The 24,536-nt window shown below is 41.5% G+C and carries 10 protein-coding genes; 5 read left to right on the top strand and 5 right to left on the bottom strand.

The features are described 5' to 3' along the window. Nucleotides 1-117: 117 nt before the first annotated feature. The gene (locus tag CYG50_RS22095) at nucleotides 118-1,137 is read right to left on the bottom strand and encodes a mechanosensitive ion channel family protein (RefSeq protein ID WP_102139116.1); all 1,020 of its coding nucleotides are present in this window, start codon (nucleotides 1,135-1,137) and stop codon (nucleotides 118-120) included. Between the two features lie 143 nt (nucleotides 1,138-1,280). Between CYG50_RS22095 and CYG50_RS22090 the strand changes: the two genes are divergently transcribed. Beyond that, the gene (locus CYG50_RS22090) at nucleotides 1,281-1,688 is read left to right on the top strand and encodes a DUF2750 domain-containing protein (RefSeq protein ID WP_102139117.1); all 408 of its coding nucleotides are present in this window, start codon (nucleotides 1,281-1,283) and stop codon (nucleotides 1,686-1,688) included. A gap of 31 nt (nucleotides 1,689-1,719) precedes the next feature. On the opposite strand, the gene CYG50_RS22085 is transcribed toward CYG50_RS22090, so the two are convergent. The 3 genes from CYG50_RS22085 to rbsK form a co-directional block, all read right to left on the bottom strand. Beyond that, nucleotides 1,720-2,736 (bottom strand): aldose 1-epimerase family protein, encoded by a 1,017-nt coding sequence (locus tag CYG50_RS22085; protein ID WP_168222879.1) that lies wholly within the window; start codon nucleotides 2,734-2,736, stop codon nucleotides 1,720-1,722. Nucleotides 2,737-2,799: 63 nt separating this feature from the next. Next, nucleotides 2,800-4,107, bottom strand: coding sequence for an L-fucose:H+ symporter permease (gene fucP, locus CYG50_RS22080; RefSeq protein WP_102139119.1), 1,308 nt, complete (start codon nucleotides 4,105-4,107; stop codon nucleotides 2,800-2,802). Nucleotides 4,108-4,215: 108 nt separating this feature from the next. Then, on the bottom strand, nucleotides 4,216-5,145 hold the full coding sequence (rbsK, locus tag CYG50_RS22075) for a ribokinase (protein WP_102139120.1): 930 nt from the start codon (nucleotides 5,143-5,145) through the stop codon (nucleotides 4,216-4,218). 168 nt (nucleotides 5,146-5,313) lie between these two features. Between rbsK and deoC the strand changes: the two genes are divergently transcribed. Both deoC and deoR read left to right on the top strand, forming a co-directional pair. After that, the gene (gene deoC / locus CYG50_RS22070) at nucleotides 5,314-5,982 is read left to right on the top strand and encodes a deoxyribose-phosphate aldolase (protein ID WP_102139121.1); all 669 of its coding nucleotides are present in this window, start codon (nucleotides 5,314-5,316) and stop codon (nucleotides 5,980-5,982) included. 55 nt (nucleotides 5,983-6,037) lie between these two features. Then, complete coding sequence (gene deoR / locus CYG50_RS22065; protein WP_102139122.1) at nucleotides 6,038-6,817, top strand: DNA-binding transcriptional repressor DeoR; 780 nt, start codon at nucleotides 6,038-6,040, stop codon at nucleotides 6,815-6,817. A 42-nt stretch (nucleotides 6,818-6,859) separates the two neighbouring features. Here deoR and rnz read toward each other — a convergent pair whose 3' ends face one another. After that, on the bottom strand, nucleotides 6,860-7,774 hold the full coding sequence (gene rnz, locus CYG50_RS22060; RefSeq protein ID WP_102139189.1) for a ribonuclease Z: 915 nt from the start codon (nucleotides 7,772-7,774) through the stop codon (nucleotides 6,860-6,862). Between the two features lie 233 nt (nucleotides 7,775-8,007). Here rnz and CYG50_RS22055 point away from each other — a divergent pair, with 233 nt between their 5' ends. Further along, nucleotides 8,008-10,188, top strand: a complete 2,181-nt coding sequence (locus tag CYG50_RS22055; protein ID WP_168222878.1) for an inverse autotransporter beta domain-containing protein — start codon at nucleotides 8,008-8,010, stop codon at nucleotides 10,186-10,188. 380 nt (nucleotides 10,189-10,568) lie between these two features. Then, a complete protein-coding gene (locus CYG50_RS22050; protein WP_102139124.1) occupies nucleotides 10,569-24,500 on the top strand; it encodes an invasin domain 3-containing protein in 13,932 nt (4,643 codons plus the stop codon). The last annotated feature ends 36 nt before the right edge of the window (nucleotides 24,501-24,536 follow it).

Here is a 24,536-nt window from a genome sequence, read left to right as displayed (position 1 = left end):
TCATCACAACCTACTTCCCCACACTTCAGGCCATCATAAAGATAATAAAAAGATAAATTAACCAATTAACCCGGTGATCACCACCAATTAATCGGCCAATTTATCTGTAATGGGACGTTAGTTGTTTTTTTCCACATACAACGTTTGTGATGGGAATGCGAAGTCCGCATCGTGGCGTTTAACTATCTCAATGATCTTCAAATACACCGCTTGCTGCGCGGCTAACCATTCAGCCCAAACTGTTGTTTTGGTAAAGCAATACACCATAATATTTAACGAAGAGTCAGCAAAAGCATCGAAATACACTAATAGAGTTTGGCTGGTATCGATATTGGCATCTTGCTGTAACATCGTACGGATATCGTCGACAATCGCTCCAATTTTATCTGAATCTTCGTAACGTAAACCAATTTCAGTTTTGATGCGTCGGTTAGTCATGCGCCCTGGGTTTTCCACACTAATAGAAGAAAAAACCGAGTTAGGAATGTATAGCGGGCGGTGGTCAAACGTAATAATTTTGGTGATCCGCCAACCAATTTCAACCACCGTGCCTTCGATATTTCTATCCGGTGAACTGACCCAATCGCCAATATTAAAGGGGCGGTCAAAATAGAGCATTATCCCAGAGAAAAAGTTACTTAGGATGTCTTTACCTGCCATACCGATAGCAATACCGCCAATTCCACCAAACGCCATCAAACCAGACAGGCTCATCCCAAAATGCTCACCAAACAGCAGCACCATAATGACAAATATTGCGGTTTTAAATACACGGGCGATAATACGAGCCGAAGTGGGGTCACTGCCTTTTTTAATCTGAGCTTTTTCTAGTCGGTTCGCTAATTGAAACAGTTTTCGCATTAAAATCAATGCAATCAATGTAATAGTGATAAAATTAACTAAAGAGGTTGAAATAAAAGTTAAATCAAAATCAGAGGCAGCCATATCGACATACTGAGCAATAACGATAACTACGCCACACAGCACTAGGGTTTGAACCACATGGATCAAAATACTTTTGCGCTTATGTTTATGCTTACGCCGTTTATGTACAATCTCAAAAACTAAATAGATTGCGAGAAAAGTCGCAATTAAGGTCATGCCAATGGCATATTTCTCAAGTAATGCTTCTATCATTTCTAACCGCCCTAAAATTTACCTGATAGATCTTATTTTTATTTGTTTTACTGTGTATTGTTTTTCGTTACTTTGCCATTAAGATAACAATTATAAAGATAATTTTCCTAATAATTATCAGTTACTTTTTAAAATATCCAATAATGAATAACAACCAGTTTTCCCCAAATGACAAAGAAATAAAAAATGTCCATGCGCTTAGGCCATACCAGCAGTATACCTATTTTGTCGGTAAAATCGCTGATTGGGAGCAGGTATGGGGCCTTGGAGATGGGCAAAATATTGTTACCGCATGGAATGATGAAAAATGTCTTTTTCTACCCCTATGGCCTGCCAAAGCGTATGTTGAGTTGTGTTTAACGGATAAATGGGCAAATTTTACGCCAATGCTATTTACCCTTGAACACCTGATGACAGAAATTTTGCCTGATATGCATGAAGCAAATATTAAGGTTGCTTTGATGATGCAATCTGATGGGAAAAAAACACTGATTTATGATGCTGCGGCGCTTCTTGCTGATTTGGAAGAAGAATGTCAGCAATATAAGTAAAAGGCAGCAACGCTGCCTTTTTGAGATAAAACTACTTTTCAACACCGGTAGTGACAGTAAATTCACGGGTTTGCCCCGCCTCCAACCAAATCAGTGTTTGGCTATTTTTTGCCGCAAGGAAACCTTCTGGACGACACGTTGCGGGGAGAACAAATGCGCCAACTTTTTGGTCACCATTATACAAAATCCAACGGGTCGCATAATTTAGCTCATTAGATTTGAAACGAGTGACAAACGTATCTCCTGTAGACGAAGTCATCCTAAACTCAGGCGTTGCGGTATATTGGCTAAGGTCATCCATAAAAAATACAATTTCAGGGTCACACATTTGTGGCTGATTAAGCTGATTTAATGTGACTTTACCGGATTTCAGCGCTTCATTAAATTCGAGCCATTTTTCAGTTGGCTGAACATGTCCCGGTATTGATTCACGCAATTTAATCGCATTTTCAGGGATATTTTGCGTCAGTGTTGCATTCTCCACGTAAGCATAATTCATATGGCACATATATTGGAGAGGCATAGGAACCGATGCTAAATTGGTGACTGACATATGAATATCAAATAATGCACTGTCTGAGTTTAATTGCACTGACGGTGTCGCACGATAATGATGACCAAAACCCATCACATACTCATATTCGCCAACAACTTTTAAATTTTCGCCAGTCAGTTCAAGCCAAGCGCTATCCATTGCTGCACAAGGCATTTCCCCATGTAATGGATGTGAATCTTCTGGTGAAGGGCAACCATTGCTGATTAAACCTGAATGGAATGCAAAGCAACCGTAGGTTTCAACGACCGTTGGAACACGTTTTGGCGCTGAAAATATATTTTCCATTTTCAGATTTTGGCCACAAAATTGTGCATCCCAAATCATTTGTCCTAAAAAAGGTAAAATCGTTAAATACCCTTGCTGATTTTCAATTCGTAGCCCTTCCACGCCAGTTTGGTAACGAAATGCAGTGGCCGTAAACTGGTTATTTTTTAGAATAAGCGTCGGGTTTTCCGTAAATAAGCTTTTGTGAAGAGGTATCAATGTATTCATTTTCATACTCACGGTTTAATGAGATAAATGGAAATGGGTAGCTCACACTACCCAATTTGAGCACTATTTTGCAGCTTGTTTGGCTTTAAAGCGGCGTTCACCAACGAAGTAAAAACCGACATACACGAAGCACAGCATAGAAACGAGGAATGAAAGCTGTAATGAGTGCAGCATATCTGCGACATAGCCTTGAACTGCAGGAACAACCGCAGCACCGACAATCGCCATTACAATGACCGCTCCGGCCATTTCGGTATGCTCATTATCAACAGTATCCAAAGTACCTGCGTAGATTGTTGCCCAGCAAGGTCCAAATAGAATACTCACCATGACCGCTGCATACACTGCAGTGAAACTCGGAATAAATGCAACATAAATCAGGAACAGCGCACCAATCACCGAGTAGATAATTAGGACTTTCTCTGCATTAAAGCGAGTCATTAAAATATTGGCGATAAACTTACCAATAAAGAAACAGGCAAAGCTATACACCATAAAGTTTGAGGCATCACGTTCGTTAATATCCCCCATTTCTAGCGCTAGGCGAATAGTAAATGACCACACTGCCACTTGCATTCCGACATATAAGAACTGGGCAATAATTCCTTTTCTAAAGCGGCTATTTTTCGCTAAATATCTTAAGGTTTCTAATGCAGTAGGACGCTTATGATCTTGCGTTTCTGCCACTTTACATTTAGGAAACTTGGTAATAAGGAATAAAATCATTACCACAACCAATACCATAATCATGTAACGGTAAGGTTCGAGGGTATTCTCCAACATGGCTAACCGGAATTCATGGATTTGTTCCGCATTCATTCCCGCCATTTGGTTTTGTAAACTCTCTCCTTCGGAAAATACCAGATATTTACCCAGTAAGATCCCACCAGCAGCGCCAATTGGGTAGAAAGTTTGGCTAATATTTAAACGCAATGTAGCGTATTGTTTAGGTCCTATCATTGAGCTGTATGTATTCGCTGCGGTTTCAAGGAAGCTTAAACCAATCGCAATGGCGAAAATCGCGGCCAAGAACATGGTGTAAGTCGCCATATGAGACGCAGGGAAGAACATGCTGCAGCCCGCGATGTATAGGATCAGCCCTACCATAATGGCATATTTATAACTGGTTTTTTTGATCACTAACGACGCTGGAATAGCGATTAAGAAATAACCACCATAGAATGCGCTTTGTACTAAAGCAGAGGCGAAGTTACTGAGTTCAAAGACACTTTTAAACTGTGTGATTAAAATATCATTTAATGCTGCTGCGCATCCCCACAATGGGAACAGGCACGATAGTAGGATAAATTGGAATAGAGGAGTCTTACTCAGGTAGCCATCCGGTAACTGAGTGATGTTCTTAATGTTCATAGTAACCCTTATATTTTTATAATTTATACCCGATGAGTGGCTATGTGGCTCTGATGACCACTTAATTATTCAAAGGGTATATAGCTACGTTGGACTATTATTATTTAGCTATTCATTAGCTGTGTTGATTTGTACAAATTCATTAAATTGCTCAACACTTGGATAAGAAGATTGAGTTCCTTTCCCTGTCACACTGAAAGCCGAAAACATCACTGCTTTTTTCAGTGCTTCTTCAATATTCCCCGTATGGACATAGTAATGAGAGAAACAGCCGATAAAGGCATCCCCTGCACCACTGGTGTCAATCGCATTCACTTTAATTGCGGGTATATGTAACTCGCTGTCGCGGGTCATCCATAACGCCCCTTTTTCCCCTAATGTCACGATGACGTTTTTTAACCCTTTATCCAGTAAAGACTGCGCAGCGCGACGAATGTTATCCATCGTGTCGACTGGCATATTGGTTAAAATTTCGAGTTCAGTTTCATTAGGGACAAAGAAATCACATCGGCAGGCAAAATCCAGATCGAGCGTACGTTGTGCAGGCGCTGGGTTAAGCAACACAGGGATCCCATGTTTATTACCGAATGAAATCGCGTGATAAACTGTTTCAAGTTGGACTTCTAATTGCAGAACGATCAATTTACATTTTTTCAGATCTTCCGCTGCGCGATCGATATCTTCTGGGGATAAAAACTTATTCGCCCCTTTGACGATCAAAATACTATTCGATGAATTTTGATTAACAAAAATTGGCGCAACACCACTGGAGGTACAAGGTACTTTTTCCACATAACGGGTGTTAATGCCATAAGACTCTAGATTGCGGATCGTATTATCTGCAAAAATATCATCACCGACTTTGGTTAGCATGATCACTTTTGAATTTAACTTAGCAGCAGCAACCGCTTGGTTCGCACCTTTACCACCGCAACCAATTTTGAAAGCTGGCGCTTCTAACGTTTCGCCTTCTTTTGGCATTTGATCGATGTAAGTGATCAAATCAACCATGTTTGAACCAATAACTGCTATATCCATAATGTCCCTCGTGTTAAATAAATCACATAATGATATGATAGTAACATTATCATGTTGCAAAAATATCATTTGTGATTAGGATCTCGAATAACGAATGATCAAGTGTTATATCTACCACATTTCCTCATTCTTTGTTGTCTATCCCACATTTATATAGGAAAGTTGAAAATGCAAGACTTAGCAAAATATATTGATCACACTTTACTTGCTGCGAATGCGACTGTCAGCGATATTACTAAACTGTGTACAGAAGCTGCAGAGCACCATTTTGCATCTGTCTGTGTGAACACAGGTTATGTTCCTTTAGCCAGCGAACTTTTAAAAAACAGCGACGTTAAGGTTTGCTGTGTGGTAGGCTTTCCACTCGGTGCAGGCTTAACTGAAACCAAAGCATTTGAAGCCGCAGAAGCTGTGCGCCGTGGTGCTGATGAAGTCGATATGGTTATCAACATTGGCATGCTCAAAAGTGGCGACTTAGACTTTGTTCGTCGTGATATCGAAGCCGTATTTGCCGCCTGCGGTAAAGCAACATTAAAAGTTATTTTAGAAAATTGCCTGTTAACTGATGAAGAAATTACCCAAGTTTGTGAAATTTGCCGCACAATTAAAGTCGGTTTTGTGAAAACTTCAACAGGTTTCAGTACAATGGGTGCAACAGAACACCATGTCGCTCTGATGCGTAAAGTCGTTGGCGATGAAGTCGGTGTCAAAGCCTCCGGTGGTGTGCGTGACCGTGAAACTGCAATTAAAATGATTGAAGCCGGCGCAAACCGTGTAGGTGCAAGTGCGAGTGTTGCAATTGTCACAGGAACGGCAACCAAGCCAAGTGACTACTAAGTGATGGGGCGCGGTTTAACCGCGCCAATTTTGTATATCATAAAAGGATTGTAGGGTGATAGAAACTAAACAAAAAGAACGCCTTCGCCGTTTAAGTGAATGTTTAAAACGCTCAGGGCGCATTCATTTAAAAGAAGCCGCTAGAATACTCGAAGTCTCAGAAATGACTATTCGACGAGACCTCAGCGCTGATACCGAAGGCCCTATCCCTATGTCGCTCCTCGGCGGCTATATTGTTTCTGTTACCCAACCTGTCAATTTAGTGTCAAATGAGCCACAAGCGGATGTTTTTACCCCAGATCAAACTGAAGAATTATATATTCCTAACCTTGCAGCGAGCATGGTGACTGAAGATGACGTGATCTTCTTTGATAATGGCATTGAAATGGCAACCTTAATTTCACTCATCCCCGAAGAGATTAATTTCACTGGTATTTGTTACTCACATAACGTTTTTCTCGCCCTTAGTCAGAAAAAAAATGCCACCGCGCTACTGTGTGGTGGGGAATATCGTCCTAAAAGTGACTCTTTTTACAACCCATCTCTCCCTTCATTACTGGATTCAATCAACCCCAAAAAAGCCTTTATTTCAGCGGCCGGTGTACATGGGAATTTTGGTGTAACTTGCTATAATCTCGATGATTTACCCATGAAGAAAAAAGCTATGGAGAAATCCATCCGTAAGATTTTATTAGCGCCCTATAACCTGTTTGATGAAGTCGCTACCGCCAATATGGGGGAATTATCACAATTTGATGTGATTGTCACAAACCGGCAACTTTCTGATGAATATGAAACATATTGCCGTAATGGCTTTGTGAAAGTGATTTATTAAAACCATCAATAGATTTAGCGGGCAACCTATTGCCCGCCAACATTAGATCTTCACCGTCAAATAATCTTCTGCGATTTCCGTTTGAGGGAATACTGACTGGCACTGTGCCAATAACCTTGGAATATCCTCACTCGTATAGCGGCCACTCAAATGAGTGGCAATAAAACGTTTTACTCCCGCTTCACGTGCTAGCTCCGCCGCTTGTACTGTCGTCGAGTGCCCACGCTCATTGGCTTTTTCGGCGAATTCAGCCTCTAGTGTCGTTTCATGGATCATTACATCGGCATTTTTCGCGAGCGCCAGCGCTTGCTCTGTCGGTTGAGTGTCTCCAAAAATCGCAACGACTTTACCGGGTACGGGCTCACCGAGGTAATCAGCGCCATTAACGACTCGCCCGTCATCAAGAATTATCGTTTCTCCCGCTTTAAGCGCTTGCATCCAAGGGCCTCGAGGAATATTGTCATTGGCTAATTTGACTGCATCTAATGCACCACTCTTCGGGTACTCCTCAATACGATAGCCATAGCACTCAACACGGTGGTCAAGGGCATAAGCCGTTACAATTAACTCCCCATCATCAAATAACTGCCCAGCTTCAATTTCAACGATTTCCAACGGGTATGTCATATAAGACATACTCACCGCTAATACCGTTTCAATATATTGCTTTAACTCTTTTGGACCATAAACCGTCAGCGGGTCTGTCGCTCCCCCCATTGAACGGCTACATAACAAGCCGGGTAGACCAAAAATATGGTCGCCATGTAAATGGGTAATAAATATTTTCTCAATTTTTGGCGTTTTAAATGGGCTATTTAAAATGCGATGCTGTGTCCCTTCGCCACAATCAAATAACCAATAGCTTTTACGAATACCGACCAAATTTAATATCATACTGGTGACATTGCGCTCTTTTGTCGGCACCCCAGCACTGGTTCCTAAAAATGTTAACTCCATAACTTCCTCATCTAATTTGTTGTTTTTATTATGGTAAGATTTTTTCCAATAAAAAATCATTTATTTTAATCTGTATAATATTCTGTATTTTTTGATTATCAACCAAAGCCAGTTATTCCAAATATTTCCAATATACAAATCGTGTTTCCGTATTCATCCAATCAATTCACAAGCACTGAGCACTGTCTAGCCTGAAAATAGCCATGTTAATATTGATATCAGGAATATGCTCGATGAATCCCCCTTCGTCAAAATTGAAACCTAAATTACCGAACTGCTTGCTATTCTCAACGGCAATTTGGTCTACGGCTATTGTGCCAATGGTGCCAAGCTATGCCCAAATCGCCCATTTAGACGATTTACCTACACTCGGTAGTAATGCTATTCAATTTGAAGGACCCCAATCTGAAGCCCAACTTGAAGATAGTACTGAACGTTTTTTAGCGGAATATGGGCAAAATGCCGCAAACTTTGCTTCTGAAGAAAAAAACACCCAAAATCTTGCCGATATGGCACAAGATTACGCTCGCCATAAAGCGGCTAACATCGCTACAGATGAAATAACACATTGGTTATCCAAAGCCGGTAATGCCAGGCTCAATATTAATCTCGATAAAAAATTGTCAATTAAGGCTTCTCAATTAGATTGGCTAGTACCTTGGTATGATCAACACGATTTGTTGTTATTTTCTCAGCACAGTATTCACCGTACTGATGGCCGGTTACAGACCAATAACGGTATTGGTTTACGTCATTTCCAACAAAATAGCATGATCGGGGTGAATGCTTTCTTTGATCATGATTTATCCCATTACCATTCGCGCTTAGGGCTTGGAGTCGAGTATGCTCAAGATTACGTTCGAATGAGTGCGAATAGCTATTTAGGGCTATCGGCTTGGCGTAGTGCGTCCGAATTAGCCTATGATTATAACGCACGACCTGCTAACGGTTGGGATATTCAAGTTGAAGGTTGGCTCCCTACGTATGCCAATTTAGGTGCGAACCTAAAACTGGAACAATATTATGGTGATGACGTGGCTTTATTTGGTAAAGATGAGCGTCAGAAAAACCCAATAGCGGCTACTGTAGGCATCAATTGGTCCCCATTCCCTCTCCTTGCGCTAAATACAGAACATAAAATAGGTAATAGAGGAACAAATGAAACAAGTGCAAAAATTGCCTTCAATTGGTTGTTAGGAAGAAGCTTAGCACAACATCTTGATGCTTCCGCGATAGAAGCTACTCGTCATATTTCCAGTAACCGCTATGATTTTGTTAACCGTAATAACAATATTGTGTTGGAGTACCGAAAGAAAACGTTAATTTCACTCTCATTACCGAAAGTTATTCAGGGTATGACAGGAGAAGAACTCTCTATTATCCGCAATTTAACCACGAAATACCCGCTAGAAAAAATAGTGATAGAAGCCCCTGAATTGATAGCCGCTGGGGGAGAAATTCACCTTAATGGCATAGAAAGCTCAGTAAAACTGCCATCTTATAAAATTGCCAGCAATGCTTTTAAAAACCAACAACTCAACCTTTATCGTTTAACCGTAACGGCTTATGACACCAATGGAAATGTTTCTCCACAAGCGGAAACGTTAATTGAAGTTACCAATACCGGTGCTCTCACCATCACCCATAAAAATACCGTAAAAAGAAATAATGCCGTCGCTAACGGTAAAGACGCAAATACATTCGCCGTAGTAATTAAAGATGCTCTTGGCCACCCAGTCCCCAATGCAAAAGTCAGCTTCACACTGCCTGCAAGCCTTAAATCTATTGGCCAAAAAAATATGGGGTATTATTCATTACTTAATCATTTTATGTGGAAAGCCCAAGCGACAAAATCAGTTTCTGAACAACCCTATAGCATCGTTGCCAATAGTAAAGGTGAAGCCTCTATTCAATTCACCTCTTTTATATCAGGAAGTTATGCCATAAAAGCGAATACGGAACATGGCATAGAAATAAATGAAATGTTTAACTTTAAACCCGATATTAGCCAGTCATTCATTGGTAGCATTGATATCATTCAAGACAATGCAGTCGCTGATGGGATCAGTAAAAACAAAATTAAACTGCATATTGTGAATAATAGCCGACAAAGCATCGCTGGGGCACGGGTTCATTTTGAAGCACCAAATGGCGTTATCTCACCAACTAAATTGACTGATGAATATGGAAATACAGAATTAGAAATCAGCAGTTTAGCCGAAGGCTCCATGGATATCATTGCTAACTTAAATGGCGATAGCCGAACAATACAAGTTAATTTTCTAAGGAATGCATCTGGGATAAATATTCAGCCAAGCACAGGAACTCTTTTCAAATCGCCAGTAAATGAACAAAGCAGCCATCCACGCACACCGTTAGGTTTGCTAAGGCAGCTATTTCAAAAAATGGGATAATGCTGTTCGCTGTAAAATAGACTTAATTTAGTTGTTTTTTCAGTATCAAAATTGCCCCTGATGGGGCTTTTTAAATTCAACTAACCTAGCTTATGACTTTATTGAATCGCGACTAAATTTGCTCTCCTTACCAATCCAATATCGCATGTTTCATAAGCTAGTAGCTTGTTTTCATTCAAGTAAGGTTTATTCCCAATTGATAAAAATACTTTAATATAGGCGAAGAGACTATTTTTTAGCATTATTAATAAAAGCTGCCCATTCCGTGTTATTCCACCTTGTAAATTCCGCTTCTGTTTAAGTCAAACTAATTCACAAGCTCTTACCTATATAAGCATTCAACAATAACCCAGTTAATATTGAAACTAGGAATAAATTGAATGAACCCCGCTACGTCAACCACAAAGCCAACCATGAGACATAAAATCTCAAATGGTTTTGTGCTCTTTACTGCAATATGGTCTTCGGCCATCATGCCGGTTATACCAAGCTATGCAAAAATGCTCACACCTGATGACCTACCTACTCTGGAAAGTGACCCCGTTCTAACCGATGATGATAAAACAGAGAAGCTGGTTGCTGAATATAGCCAAAGTGCTGCGCGTTTTATCTCTGGTAAGAAAAAAGCGGCAGATCTTGCTGATATGGCACAAGACTTCGCTCGCAGTAAAGCCACAAATGCGGCAACAGATGAGATAAATCGTTGGTTATCCAAAACCGGTAATGCCAAATTCAGTGTTGACGTAGATAAAAAATTAACCATTAAAAATACCCAATTAGATTGGTTAATTCCTTGGTATGACAGTACAGATTTATTATTGTTTACCCAACATAACATTCACCGTACTGATGGCCGATTACAAACCAATAATGGTATTGGGGTTCGTCGCTTTACCCCAGAGAGTATGATGGGCGTCAATGCCTTTTTTGATCATGACTTATCTCGCTACCACTCTCGCCTAGGTTTCGGGGCAGAGTACGCTCAAGATTTCTTAAAACTGAGTGCCAATACCTATTTACGTACATCAGCATGGCGTAGCGCTCCTGAATTAAAGAATGACTACAATGCCCGCCCGGCTAATGGATGGGATTTACACGCTGAGGGCTGGTTGCCTTCTTACCCAAATATTGGCGGAAGCCTTAAATTTGAGCAGTATTTTGGCGACGATGTCGCCCTATTTGGCAAAGATAAGCGCCAGAAAGACCCTCTTGCCACAACGGTTGGTATAAACTGGACTCCATTCTCACTGGTAACTTTAAGCGCAGAACAAAAAATCAGTGGGGGATTAAGTGAAACTAATGCCAAAGTCCAGTTCACTTGGGCACTGGGTAAGAGCCTCGCAGAACAGCTTGACCCAAGTAAAGTGGGTGATGCTCGTCGTTTAATGGGCAGTCGCTATGATTTTGTGAATCGTAATAACAATATCGTACTAGAATACCAAAAGAACACCCTGATAACCCTATCATTACCCTCAATAATCCAAGGGAAGACAGGGGAATTATTACCTTTAATTAATACCCTCAATACCAAATATCCGTTAGATCAATTAGCCGTACAAGCACCTGAATTTTTAGCCTCTGGGGGCGAAATAATCCTCGACGGAGCGTCTACAAGAGTCAAATTGCCGTCTTATAAATTGGCAATGACCGAACAAGAAAGGAAGAAAATCAACCTTTACCGATTCACGGTAACAGCCTCTGACAGCAAAGGAAATATTTCACCACAGGCCACAACTTTGGTTGAAGTTACAAACTCCGGCGTATTATCAATTAACCCAAATGAGGTTATCAAGCAAGGAAATGCGGTTGCTAACGGCCAAGATATTAATAAATTAACGATTACGGCCAGAGATAGTTTAAATAATATCGCGCCAGACTCAACAGTGACATTTATTCTCCCTGCAGGACTTAAATTCGTCACACAAAAAGCCACCTCTTCAAGAATGGCGTTTAGCAATTTATTCAAAAAAATGCAGGCGGCAAAATCAACTGATAAACAAAAATATAAAATTGCCACCAATATCAAAGGGGAAGCTTCGATTCAATTCACCACTTTGACTACGGGTGAACACCGAATTCAGGTAGTGCCAAATGGCGGCGTTCCCATTGAAACCACCTTTTTCTTTATTGCCGATACGCATCAAGCGCATATTAAGCATTTTAATATCCTCAATGATAATGCGATTGCCGATGGGACATCCAATAACAAAATTCAATTCCATGTTACTGATGATAATGCACACCCCATTAAAGACGCTGTACTGCAACTTGAGGCAAGAAATGCCACAGCCAAGCAGCTAAGCCCAACCGATGAACAGGGTAACACTGAAGTCGAGGTAAAAAGCCAAGTCGCAGGGCCTGCCAAAATAACGGCAACACTGAATGAACAAAGCGTCACGGTAGAAACCCATTTTGTATTTGGCCAATTAGCCCATGTCACGATTGTCGACCTTGCGCAAGCCGCTGCTGGCACAGACAGCACGATTACCATTTCACTGACTGATACAAACAACAACCCTATTTCTGGCGCTGATGGTTCTGTCATCGTGAACATCGATGGCAAACCAACACCAATTACTATCACGGAAAACCGTCCTGGTAGTGGTATCTACACCGGAAAATTACCGGGACAACATACTGGTACGCCAAGTATCACCGTCACCATTGATGGGCAAACCTCCTCTCCAGAAACGTTAATTGTTGAGCAGCCAAAACCAATCTCCCCAAACAACTCAAGCGGCACAGGCCAAAAAGGGGAAAAAGGCGTTATTGAAAATATCGCCGTCACTCCAAACCGAACCCACGGTTTACAATCGGGAGATACTCTTGACGTCACTGTAACCATTACTGATGGATTTAATAATGGACTTACGGGTTTAAACACCAATGACATCGATATAGGTCAACATAAAGGCGATACGCTGATATGGACGGATAATGGCGACGGGTCTTACACCACCACTTTGCCATTAACGGAGATCGGAACCAATGATTTAACCGCTTCTATTAATGGCACCACTAGCTTGAAAACTGATATTCAGGTCGCTAATGCCACTGGGACTATTCATGTTGATAAAGTCAAAATCATTAAAGTAGAAAAACCAGCAGCAGGTGTAGATAGCACTATAACCCTCGAGTTAACCGATAAACATAGCAACCCCGTTGTTGGTGAAACAGAAGTGACTGTCAATATTGATGGCCAAGCACATACTTTGCCAGTGACAGAAACATCTCCAGGTATTTATGACGTCATTATTCAGGGTCAACTCGCAGGCAACCACATTGTTTCTGTTATCGTTAATGGAGAAGAATCACCAAAAGAGCCGCTTATTGTTGATAAATCACGGCCTGTTAAACCTAAAGACCCAAGCGGTGCAGGGCAAAAAGGCGAACTAGGTGTTATCGATAATATCGTTATCACGACAGGCGATACTAGCCATCTGCAATCTGGCGATAAACTTGAGGTCGTCGTTTCCATTACTGATGCATTTAACAACGGCTTGTCAGGCTTAGACACCAATAATATCAATGTTGGTAAACACAAAGGCGATACATTGGTATGGGCTGATAACGGTGATGGCTCTTACACCACCACCTTGCCACTAACCGACATCGGCAATAATGACCTTACCGTTTCCATCAATGGTACTAAGAGCCCGCAAAAACAAGTCCAAGTTAGCAATGCCAAAGGAAAAGACAAAGTCAGTAAAGTTGAAATTATTCAAACAGAAAAACCCGCCGCAGGTTCAACCAGCACACTAACCGTTCAATTAACCGATAACAACGGTAACTCAGTAGTCGGTGAAACTGAAATGACCGTGAATATTGATGGCAAACCACATACTCTCCCCGCGAAAGAAGGGAAACCCGGTATCTATGAGGTCACGCTGCCAGCACTGCAAGCAGGTAATCATCAAATTACTGCCGTGATAAATGGCCAAAGCTCCCCTAAAGATACTTTAGAAGTGCAAAAACCGACCCCAATTAGCCCGAATAATTCGAATGGTACAGGCCAACAAGGTGAGAAAGGCGTTATCGACAAAGTCGCAATCACACTTGATCACACTCACCGTTTTGAATCCGGTAATCCTCTTGAAATCACGGTTGCGGTAACTGATGCCTTTGGTAACGGCTTAGCTGGCTTAAATACTGATAACATCGATATCGGTAAACACAAAGGAAATACCTTAAGCTGGGTAGATAATGGTGATGGCTCTTATACCACTACCTTGACCTTAACCGACGTTGGTAGCAATAATTTAACTGCCTCCGTCAATGGTGCCCATAGCCCACATACAGAAGTTCAGGTCAATCATGCCATAGGCGCTTCCCATGTCGATAAGGTAAAAATCACCAAAACAGAAAAACCGGCGGCTGGTACAAATAGTATTGTAACTATCGAGTTAACCGATAAATATGGCAACTCGGTTGTCGGTGAAAAAGAAATTACCATTCATATTGATGGACAAGCCTATAAACGTCCTGCAAAAGAAGGTAAACCCGGGATTTATGAGGTTAGCCTACCCGCACTGCAAGCGGGCAATCACAACATTAGCGCGAGTGTGAATGCCCAACACTCAACTGACACAACCTTAGTGGTCGCAAAACCAACTCCAATTAAACCAAATAGCAATGGTAAACCGGGAGAAAAAGGCGTGGTCAATAGTATTGCTATGACGACAGGCAATACCAGTAACTTACAGTCTGGCGATCAACTTGAAATCACCGTGACCATCACCGACGCTTTTAATAACGGTTTAATTGAGCTAAATACAATTACCCTTGACGGATTTAACGGCAAGCCAGTCTGGACGGATAATGGCGATGGCTCTTATACGGCGACTCTCACACTGACTGAAGTTGGCGATAAAAACTTAATTGCTTCTATCTGCAATCATAAAACCGCTGTAACACCGCTCCAAGTTAGTCACGCGTCGGGTCAAAATAACGTCAGTAAAGTTGAAATCACCAAAATAGAAAAAGCAGATGCAGGTTCAAATGGCACTCTAACTGTTCAATTAACCGATAAAAATGGCAATCCAGTGGTCGGTGAACAGGAAATGGTTATTGAGATTGATGGCACCCCACACACCTTGCCAGCAAAGGAAGGGAAACCGGGCATTTATGAGGTCACGCTACCCGCACAGCAAGCAGGTGATCATAACATTATAGCCACGGTAAATGGCCAAAGCTCAGTTAAAGATACTTTAGCGGTGAAAAAACCAACCCCAATTAGCGCGAAAAACTCAAGCGGAACAGGTGCTCATGGTGAACGAGGCGTTATCAATAACCTAACCATGACAACAGGTGATATCTCACGTCTGCAATCAGGTGACAAACTGGATATCACTGTCACCATCTTCGATGCATTTAATAATCCGTTAACGGCTCTCGACACCAGTAATATCATTTTGGATGGATACAAGGCAAGCTCGCTGAAATGGTTAGATAAAGGTAATGGCGCTTACACGACTTCGTTGCTGTTAACACAAACTGGCTCCAATAATATCGCGGCATCTATTAATGGTCATAAATCACAACAATTCCCTATTACAGTGAGTAATACGACGGATATCAATCGAGTTGCTAACGTCGAACTTGAAACAATCATCCCGAGTGATGCAGGTGAAAACCAAATTATCACCGTAAAAGTCACTGATAAATATCAGCACCCCGTCACCATGATTAGCAGCATGATAACGGCAAATATCGACGGCCAGTCAACATCGATTGTTTTAACAGAGTCACTCACTCAAGCAGGTATTTATACAGGAACGTTACCTGTACAAAATACGGGTAAATATACCGTTAAAGTGACGGCGAATAATAAAACTGCATCAAAAATTTGGACAGTTAAAACCCCTGCAACCATAGCCGTGAAAGACAACAATGGAAGTGGTATAGGAAATCAGCGTGGCGTCATTAAAACCGTTACATTGGCTTCATCAGCGGTTAACGACCTAAAATCAGGGCAGTCATTACAATTAACCGTGACACTTAAAGATGCATTTAGTAACCCCCTTGAAGGGCTCAGTGGCGCGAGTATTCAGTTAAATCATCGACAACCTAGCAATCGCTCTGTGACTTGGATAGACCTCCGCAACGGCGACTACACGGCTCTTTTGCCTCTCACCAAAATTGGCCAAGATACTTTAACCGTGAAAGTGAACAAAATAACCACTTCCCCACTGAATATTAACGTGGGAAGTGCTATTGGGACCTCGCAAATCAAGCAAGTTAAAATCAAAGATATCGCTAAACCCGCTGCAGGTGAAACGAGTTCCATCACACTATCAATCACTGATACCAATGACCAACCCATTACAGGGATAGATAGTAACGCAGTCATCTCTATTGATGGCACTGAAGAATTGTTTAAAATCACGGAAACAACCAATAGCAAAGGAACCTATACTGGCACGCTTTCTGGCCAAAAATCAGGCGTTCATAAAATTATTGCCACTGTTGGTGGTGTTAAATCCACAGAATCAACCTTAACCGTTAGCGCTCCTTCCCCCATTGCTATCAATCATGGTGGTAAACCACATTATCGCGGTGTCGTTAACCGTGCAACACTCGCCATTTCCCCAAATAATAACCTAAAATCTGGCGGTGCGTTAAAGCTAACCGCGATATTAGAAGATGCCTTTGGTAACCCATTAACTGGCGTTGATTTAGCGCAATCACTCACCCATAAACAAGCGGGTAAAGCCACTTGGATAGCACAAAAAGATGGAAGCTATACGGCTAACTTAGTTTTAACGCAATTAGGACAAGATCACTTATTTATCACCGTAAATAACATACAAAGCCCAACCATTGTTATTGATGTCAAACCACAGTTAGGCAATAACGCGATTCATAAAATCGATATTAATGATATTACCAACGCAGCCGCTGGTGCAGAAAGCACCTTCACGGTGGTACTGGCCGATGCTCAAGGTAACTTAATCGACGGTGTCCAAAGTGTTGAGGTCACCATCGGTAAGCAAAAACCAGAAAGCATTAATGTCACTCAACAAGCAGATGGCCGCTACATAGGGAAATTATCTGGGCAACAAAGTGGCTCTTATGACGTGGTTATTAGCGCCAATCAACAAAATTCGGCTAAAAAAACATTCGCCGTGACAAAACCTGATACAGTCACTGCGACCTCAAATGGAAGTGGCAAAAAAGACCAGCGTGGCGTCGTTAGCCATGTTGAACTGAAAAGCGCATCAGTAAGTTCGGTATCTGGCCATCATTTACAGTTAACTGTCGAGCTAAAAGATAGCTTTAATAACCCATTAAAAGGCGTCTCCAGCAACCACATTGCACTAACGCACAAGCAAGCAAGTCATGTGGTTTGGACCGACCATAACAACGGCCAATACACCGCGACCTTGCCATTAAAGGTACTGGGAAGCGATGTATTAACCGCCACCGTTAACGGTATCAATAGTTCGGTAGCAAATATTACCGTGGAAAATACTGCTGATATTAAACAGGTGAGTAAGCTAATCGTCGCGACGATTGCACCATCTGCAGCGGGAACAGAACAGCAAATCACCGTACAAGCCGTTGATGCCAATAACCATGGTGTGACTCAAATTGAGAATAACATCAACGTTACCCTCAATGACAAGCCACTTAATTTAACATTTGTTGAATCGAAAACCATTAAGGGCACTTACATTGCAACCCTACCAGCCCAAAAAACCGGTAACTATACCGTCAAGGCCAGTGCCAATAAGAAGGAAACGCAACAAACTTGGCAGGTTACTGCCACCAAAACGATTCAAGCAACAAAAACTGATGGCTCAGGTGTTCAAGGCCAAGCCGGTGTGGTGAATACCGTTGCGCTCGCTGCGACAAACGCACCAAACTTTAAATCCGGTGATACCGTAAAACTCACGCTAACCTTAAAAGATGCGTTTGATAATGCGCTTAGCGACATTGATGTCAAAAACATCACATTAGCGCATAACCAAACCGGTAAAGTGACTTGGGTTGATCACCATAATGGCACCTACACCGCTGATTTACCGTTAAAGACACTGGGAAAAGAGAACTTAGTGGCGATGGTTAACCAGATAAAAAGTACGCCAGTTGACATCAACGTTGAAAATGCAATTGGAAGCAACCGCACCCATCAGGTTGATATTGTTAATATCGCCAGTCCGCAAGCCGGTGCCGAAAGCCACTTTGCAGTATCCTTGACCGATATAAACAGCCTCACAGTCATGGGGATCACTGAGGTCACTGTGAATATTGCGAAACAACAACCACTAAATATTGCCGTCACTCAACAAACAGATGGCACCTATACAGGGAAATTACCGGGACAACAAAGTGGGGTTTATAGTGTCGTTATCACTGCCAATAATAAACCATCCACGGCAAAAACACTCACAGTGACAGAACCTGATACAGTCGCTGCGACCTCAAATGGAAGTGGCAAAAAAGACCAGCGCGGCGTCGTTAGCCATGTTGAACTGAAAACCGCATCAACAAGTTCAGTATCTGGTGATCATTTACAGCTCACTGTCGAGCTAAAAGATGGCTTTAATAACCCATTAAAAGGCGTCTCCAGCAACCACATTGCGCTGAAGCACAAGCAGGCAGGTCATGTCGTTTGGACTGACCATAACAATGGCCAATACACCGCGACCCTGCCATTAAAGGTATTGGGAAATGATGCATTAGTCGCCACCGTTAACGGCATCGATAGTTCACCAGCAAACATCACCGTGACAAATTCCACCGATATCAAGCAAGTTAATCAACTGGTTATTGCCGCTATCGCCCCATCGGCAACCGGCTCAGAGCAAACCATTAGCGTACAAGCGGTTGATGGCAATCGTCATGGTGTGACACACATTGCGGATGACATTAAAATTACGCTCAATGATAAGCCACTTAACTTAACATTTGTTGAATCGAAAACGGATAAAGGCACTTATATCGCCACTTTACCTGCACAAAAAACAGGAAATTATCTGGTTAAAGTGACGGCCAATAAACAGGAAACTCAACAAACTTGGCAAGTTACTGCCGCCAAAACGATTCAAACAACAAAAACCGATGGTTCAGGTGTTCAAGGCCAAGCCGGTGTAGTGAATACCGTTGCGCTCGCTGCGACAAACGCACCAAACTTTAAATCCGGTGAGACAGTAAAACTCACACTAACCTTAAAAGATGCGTTTGATAATGCGCTTAGCGGTATTGATGTTAAAAACATCATATTAGCACATAACCAAATCGGTAAAGTGACTTGGGTTGATCACCATAATGGCACCTATACCACTGATTTAACCTTAAAAACACTGGGCAAAGACGCATTACGTTCCACCGTTAATGGAATTAGCAGCCAAGCTGTCGATATTGAAGTAATAAAGAGTGACGAGGTCAATACAGTCAAGAATGTTGATATCTTATCTCTTCCTACACAAATCGCAGGAATGGACAGCACATTAATTGTTGCACTGACAGATATAAATAATCACTCCGTCACAGGTATCAAAGAGGTCACCGTTAAAGTCGATAATAAACACTCATCGACGATTGCTGTAGCACCACTCGATAATGGCAACTACATTCTCACACTACCTGCGGAACAAAGTGGCTCCTATGACATTATTGTTACAGCTAATAATATCAATTCAGTTGCTAAAACATTGAAGGTGGCGGTTCCAAGCACCATCGTTGCCACTAACCATCAAGGAAATGGAATTAAGGGCCAACGCGGGGTTATTGCTAAAGTGCAATTTAATACCGCACCGTCTGGCACCCAACCAGCCGGTACCTTGCTAGCATTAACTGTAATGTTAGAAGATAGCTTTGGTAATTCGCTAACGGGTGTCAACAGTCTCGCTATCACTCACCAACAATCAGGCTCTGTCATATGGAAAGACAATGCGGATGGTACTTATACCGCTGACTTATTATTAAGCAAGCTAGGCACTGACACCTTAAAAGTCACAGCTAATGGTATTAGCCAATCACAGGTTATCGATGTTGAAGCGCCACAGGGTAAACCTGCCGTGAGCAATGTGGCATTAAAGGCGACCAACCGGACGTTTAAGGTAGGTGACACCGTCGAATTACAACTGACATTGGCTGATAGCCATGGCAATGGTGTTGAAAAGGTACAAACCAACGACATTCAATTAGAGCATAATCATACGCTTGTTCCTAAGTTGGCCTGGTTAGAGAAAGGCGCAGGTATTTACACAACGACACTCCCTCTGCATAAACAAGGGAAAAACACCTTTGTAAGCCGAGTTAATCACCAAACCAACGCCCCACTGACGATTGATGTCAGCGCACTAACAGACCCAACACAGGTAAAAACGGTTGAGCTCAAGGCCAATACAAACCAACTGACTGTAGGCAGTAAAACAGAGTTGACACTGATATTAGCAGACCAATGGGATAATGGCGTTGAAGGGATCGCCGCTAAAGATATCACCATAAATGATGCGCATACTAAGAAAGATCTTGCAGGCTTAGTTTGGGTTTCAAAAGGTAACGGGGTCTATACCGCCCCCATTACCCTATCAATGGCAGGTATTCATTCACTGAGAGCTAAAGTTAATTTACAACATAGTAAAAATATATTAATTGAAGCGAAGCCTTCCACTGACTCAAACCGAGTTCGCAATATAACGCTATCAGCGACATCAAATATGATCACTGCGGGTGATGAAGTCTCTTTGTCCTTGAAAGCAACTGATATGGATAACAACCCGGTTATTCATATCAACAATAATACAATCACACTGACTGATAACAAGAAGCCAGTTAACGTGATCTGGAATGAAGATAACCATGGATTAGGGATCTACACAACTCGCATCATGCTCAGTGACGTTAAGACGCATACTCTGATGGCTGGTATTGATCAATTTACAGATACAGCAACTATCACGGTCAATTCACCAACAGGTAAAGATGCAGTGAAGACCATCGCCATTTCACCAATAGCCAACAGTGATGCAGGACAATCATCACCGCTATCTATTGATTTAACTGATGCATATGGCAACCCGGTTAAAAATGTCTCCAGTAGCGATATTACTGTGACCATTAATGGGCAAAAACAAGACATCCTCTTTATGGAAAAAAATGTGTTAAATAAATATATCGCCCAACTTCCCGCCGCTAAAGCTAGCCGCTATAAAATAGCAGTGGAAGTCAACGGCCAGTCAGAAACTGCCGAATGGCTCGTCAATCCGCCGATAGAAATCCCAATCACTTCTTATGATAAAGACCGTTTACGAGGCTCGCTAGAGACTATTTCTATCACCAGTAATACCCCCACTAACAGTGCCAACTCAGGCGATAAAGTGACCTTAACTGTCGGACTAAAAGATAAGTTCGATAACAAACTGACTGGTGCGGCAAACTCATTAAAATTATTAACTAACTTACATTCAGCCTCAACATGGAGAGAACTCCGCGGCGGGCTATATACTCAAGAACTCACCATGAATAAGCTACATAAGCAGTCTATTCAAGTCGTAGTAGATAAACTACTCAGCGATAAGCTTGAGCTAACCGTTGCTCCTGCCAAAGGGGTAAATAAGGTGCATAAAACCACTCTTGAAACCGATGAGGGTACTATTGAGGCAGGTAAAGAAGTGCAATTAACATTAGCCTTAACGGATAGCGTTGATAACGGTGTTATTGATATCGATACAGGGGCTATTCAGCTCACCAATAATGGAAAACTAGCCAACGTTACATGGGCTAATCCACAAGATGGCGTGTATACCACCAAGCAGCAGTTAAGCACTGTTGGTAATTATCAGTTTAAAGCCACCGTAAATAACCGCTCAAGCCGTATCCAAACCGTGGAAGCAACCTATCCAAGTGGAAAAGATGTGGTGAAATCCGCAAAAATGACCACAAACGCAAATACGTTTGATGCAGGTAAAAAGGTTGACTTAACGTTAGAACTAAAAGACCAATATGGCAATTTGGTTACTGGCGTCATTGGGGCTGATATTGCTTTAACTGATAGTCATACAGGAGAAACTATTGATAGCAGCAATATTGCTTGGAAAATGGAATCGGTGGGCGTGTATAAAGCCACTTTACCATTAACCAAAGTGGGTAAACACACATTAACCGCGACGGTGAATAAACAAGATGCCAATACCAAGGAAGTCACGGTGAAAGCGTTGAAAGGGGCTAGCAATGTTAAGGAGATCAAATTAACCACGGTGGCAACTTCAGTCAATGCAGGGGAAAGCACCTCATTAATCCTCACCATGCTCGATAACTATGGTAATGAAGTGGCAGATATCACATCGAAAGATATTATGTTCAAAAATACCGACAGCACGATTAACACTAAAGCAGCGTGGGTGAAAGCATCTTCACACGGTAGTGTCTATACGGCTCAGGTCACGCTAGAGAAAGTTAAAAAACACACATTATCGGTTGAGGTAAATAAACAGGTAAAAAATATCGAAATTGATGTAAAACCGCAAGAAGGTGCCAAAAATGTCGCGAAAGTTGAGTTAAATGCACCAAAAACAGTAGCAATTAATGCTGACGTTGAGCTTCAACTCAGCCTAAAAGATAAATTCGGTAATGGTGTTGTCGCGGTTAATATTTCTGATATCACACTGGAACATTTAAATACATTAATACCAATAGCTTGGATTGAAGGCAATGAGGGTAAGTACACATCCAGCGTAGCGCTAACTGAAGCCAAAGCACATCCACTAACAGCCAAGGTTAATGGACACTCTTCAAATGCCACTATCAGTGTTGAAAGCCCAAAAGGTGTTAAACATGTGGCCAAGATCAGTATGAAGTCTTCAATAACCGCTGATAGTTCAGGGAAATTAACTACCCTGCCAGGGCAAGAGTTCAAGTTAACATTCACATTAACTGACCAATATTACAATGGCGTCACTGGATTAAAAGAAACCGATATCAACTTAACTGATACTCAAAAACCAAGTTCAGTGCTAATAACGGCATGGCAAGAAAATACACTGAAGAAAGGTGAATACAATGCCACTGTATCACTGACTCAAACAGCCCAACACAAGCTGACAGCAAAAGTGAATACTGTTTCGGATACTGCACAGATAATGGTGACCCCATTCAGAGACACCAGTTACATTGCAACCGTTGAATTAAAACTTGATAAAACTAATACCAATATGGGTAAAACATATAATGTTGAGTTAAAAATCAAGGATAAATACGGTAATGATGTATTTATTAATGACAGCGATATTGCAATACATAATAAAAATCAAAAATCATCAGCTATTCAAGAGAAGTGGGATATAACAAGTGACACTTTCACTCGCCAATATAAAGGAACGCTCAGTTTTACAAAACCTGGAGAGTATATAATTTCAGCAGGTGCAGGCAATGCACATAGTAAACCTGAAGTGGTTACTATTGAAGCTGGCGCACCTGTATTTGCCCCAGGGAAAAGCTCACTCACTGCGAGTACCTATGAAACAAGCACAACTGATATCAAACCTACCACGATACAGCTAACGCTTAAAGATGATAATGGTCATTTGATTACAGGGAAAAAGCCAAAAATAGAAATCACATCAAACATAATGTATGGGCAGATATCAAAGGATATGATAGAAAACTCGGCAGGAGTATACACTGTTGAGTACAAAAACAATTCAGATTCAGAAATTGCTAACATCAAATTACTCAATAGTTCAGTTGGTTATACGGGTAATTACCAATCTATTCAAATTGTCAATTACGACAAAATATCAATTACACCGTTAGGTACTAAGGAAACCTATGCGGTTGATAAGCAATTCCCTTCTACCGGATTTACTGGAGCACAATTTGCCATCAACCCTTCACTAGGTACCGCATCTAACTATAACTGGGAGGTTGACCAAAATTGGTTATCTATTGATAGCAAAGGTGTTGTGACACTGAATAAACACCCGGAAGGTCGCAACACTGCAAAAGTCACCATCACAGGAAGACCTAAAACGACTAATAGCAAGAATATGGTATATACCTTTAACATGAATAAGTGGTTTAGCACAGGGGTGCAATTGGATTTTCATAATGTAATGAAATATTGTACTAATTCTCAAAGAATGGCCACACCAGAAGATCTAAAAAATAGTCATATCTCACTATTCACCCAGTGGCCAGAGAAAACCATTAACGACAACATAAAACTAGACCAAATAGCAGTACAAGACTGGATTTGGATAATGAACCAGAATCATATAACCATATACCATCTACCATCGCATCAGCCCCTAGGAAACAAACAAACTGCTGGTAAGTATGGAGTTGTGTGTGTTAAAGAGTATTAATTGTAATTAACTTTAACTTATTGTTATTTATATCTC

Origin of the sequence: Providencia huaxiensis, assembly GCF_002843235.3 — a bacterium.
GTDB lineage: Bacteria > Pseudomonadota > Gammaproteobacteria > Enterobacterales > Enterobacteriaceae > Providencia > Providencia huaxiensis.
Note: the sequence above shows the minus strand (reverse complement) of the source record. Positions and strands in the feature narration are given on the sequence as shown.

Bases quoted from the DNA above. Each gene is read 5' to 3' on its own strand.
- fucP (WP_102139119.1), bottom strand. From the start codon at position 4,107: ATGAACATTAAGAACATCACTCAGTTACCGGATGGCTACCTGAGTAAG.
- deoC (WP_102139121.1), top strand. From the start codon at position 5,314: ATGCAAGACTTAGCAAAATATATTGATCACACTTTACTTGCTGCGAAT.
- CYG50_RS22055 (WP_168222878.1), top strand. From the start codon at position 8,008: ATGAATCCCCCTTCGTCAAAATTGAAACCTAAATTACCGAACTGCTTG.
- rbsK (WP_102139120.1), bottom strand. From the start codon at position 5,145: ATGGATATAGCAGTTATTGGTTCAAACATGGTTGATTTGATCACTTAC.
- CYG50_RS22095 (WP_102139116.1), bottom strand. From the start codon at position 1,137: ATGATAGAAGCATTACTTGAGAAATATGCCATTGGCATGACCTTAATT.
- CYG50_RS22050 (WP_102139124.1), top strand. From the start codon at position 10,569: ATGAACCCCGCTACGTCAACCACAAAGCCAACCATGAGACATAAAATC.
- CYG50_RS22090 (WP_102139117.1), top strand. From the start codon at position 1,281: ATGAATAACAACCAGTTTTCCCCAAATGACAAAGAAATAAAAAATGTC.
- CYG50_RS22085 (WP_168222879.1), bottom strand. From the start codon at position 2,736: ATGAATACATTGATACCTCTTCACAAAAGCTTATTTACGGAAAACCCG.
- rnz (WP_102139189.1), bottom strand. From the start codon at position 7,774: ATGGAGTTAACATTTTTAGGAACCAGTGCTGGGGTGCCGACAAAAGAG.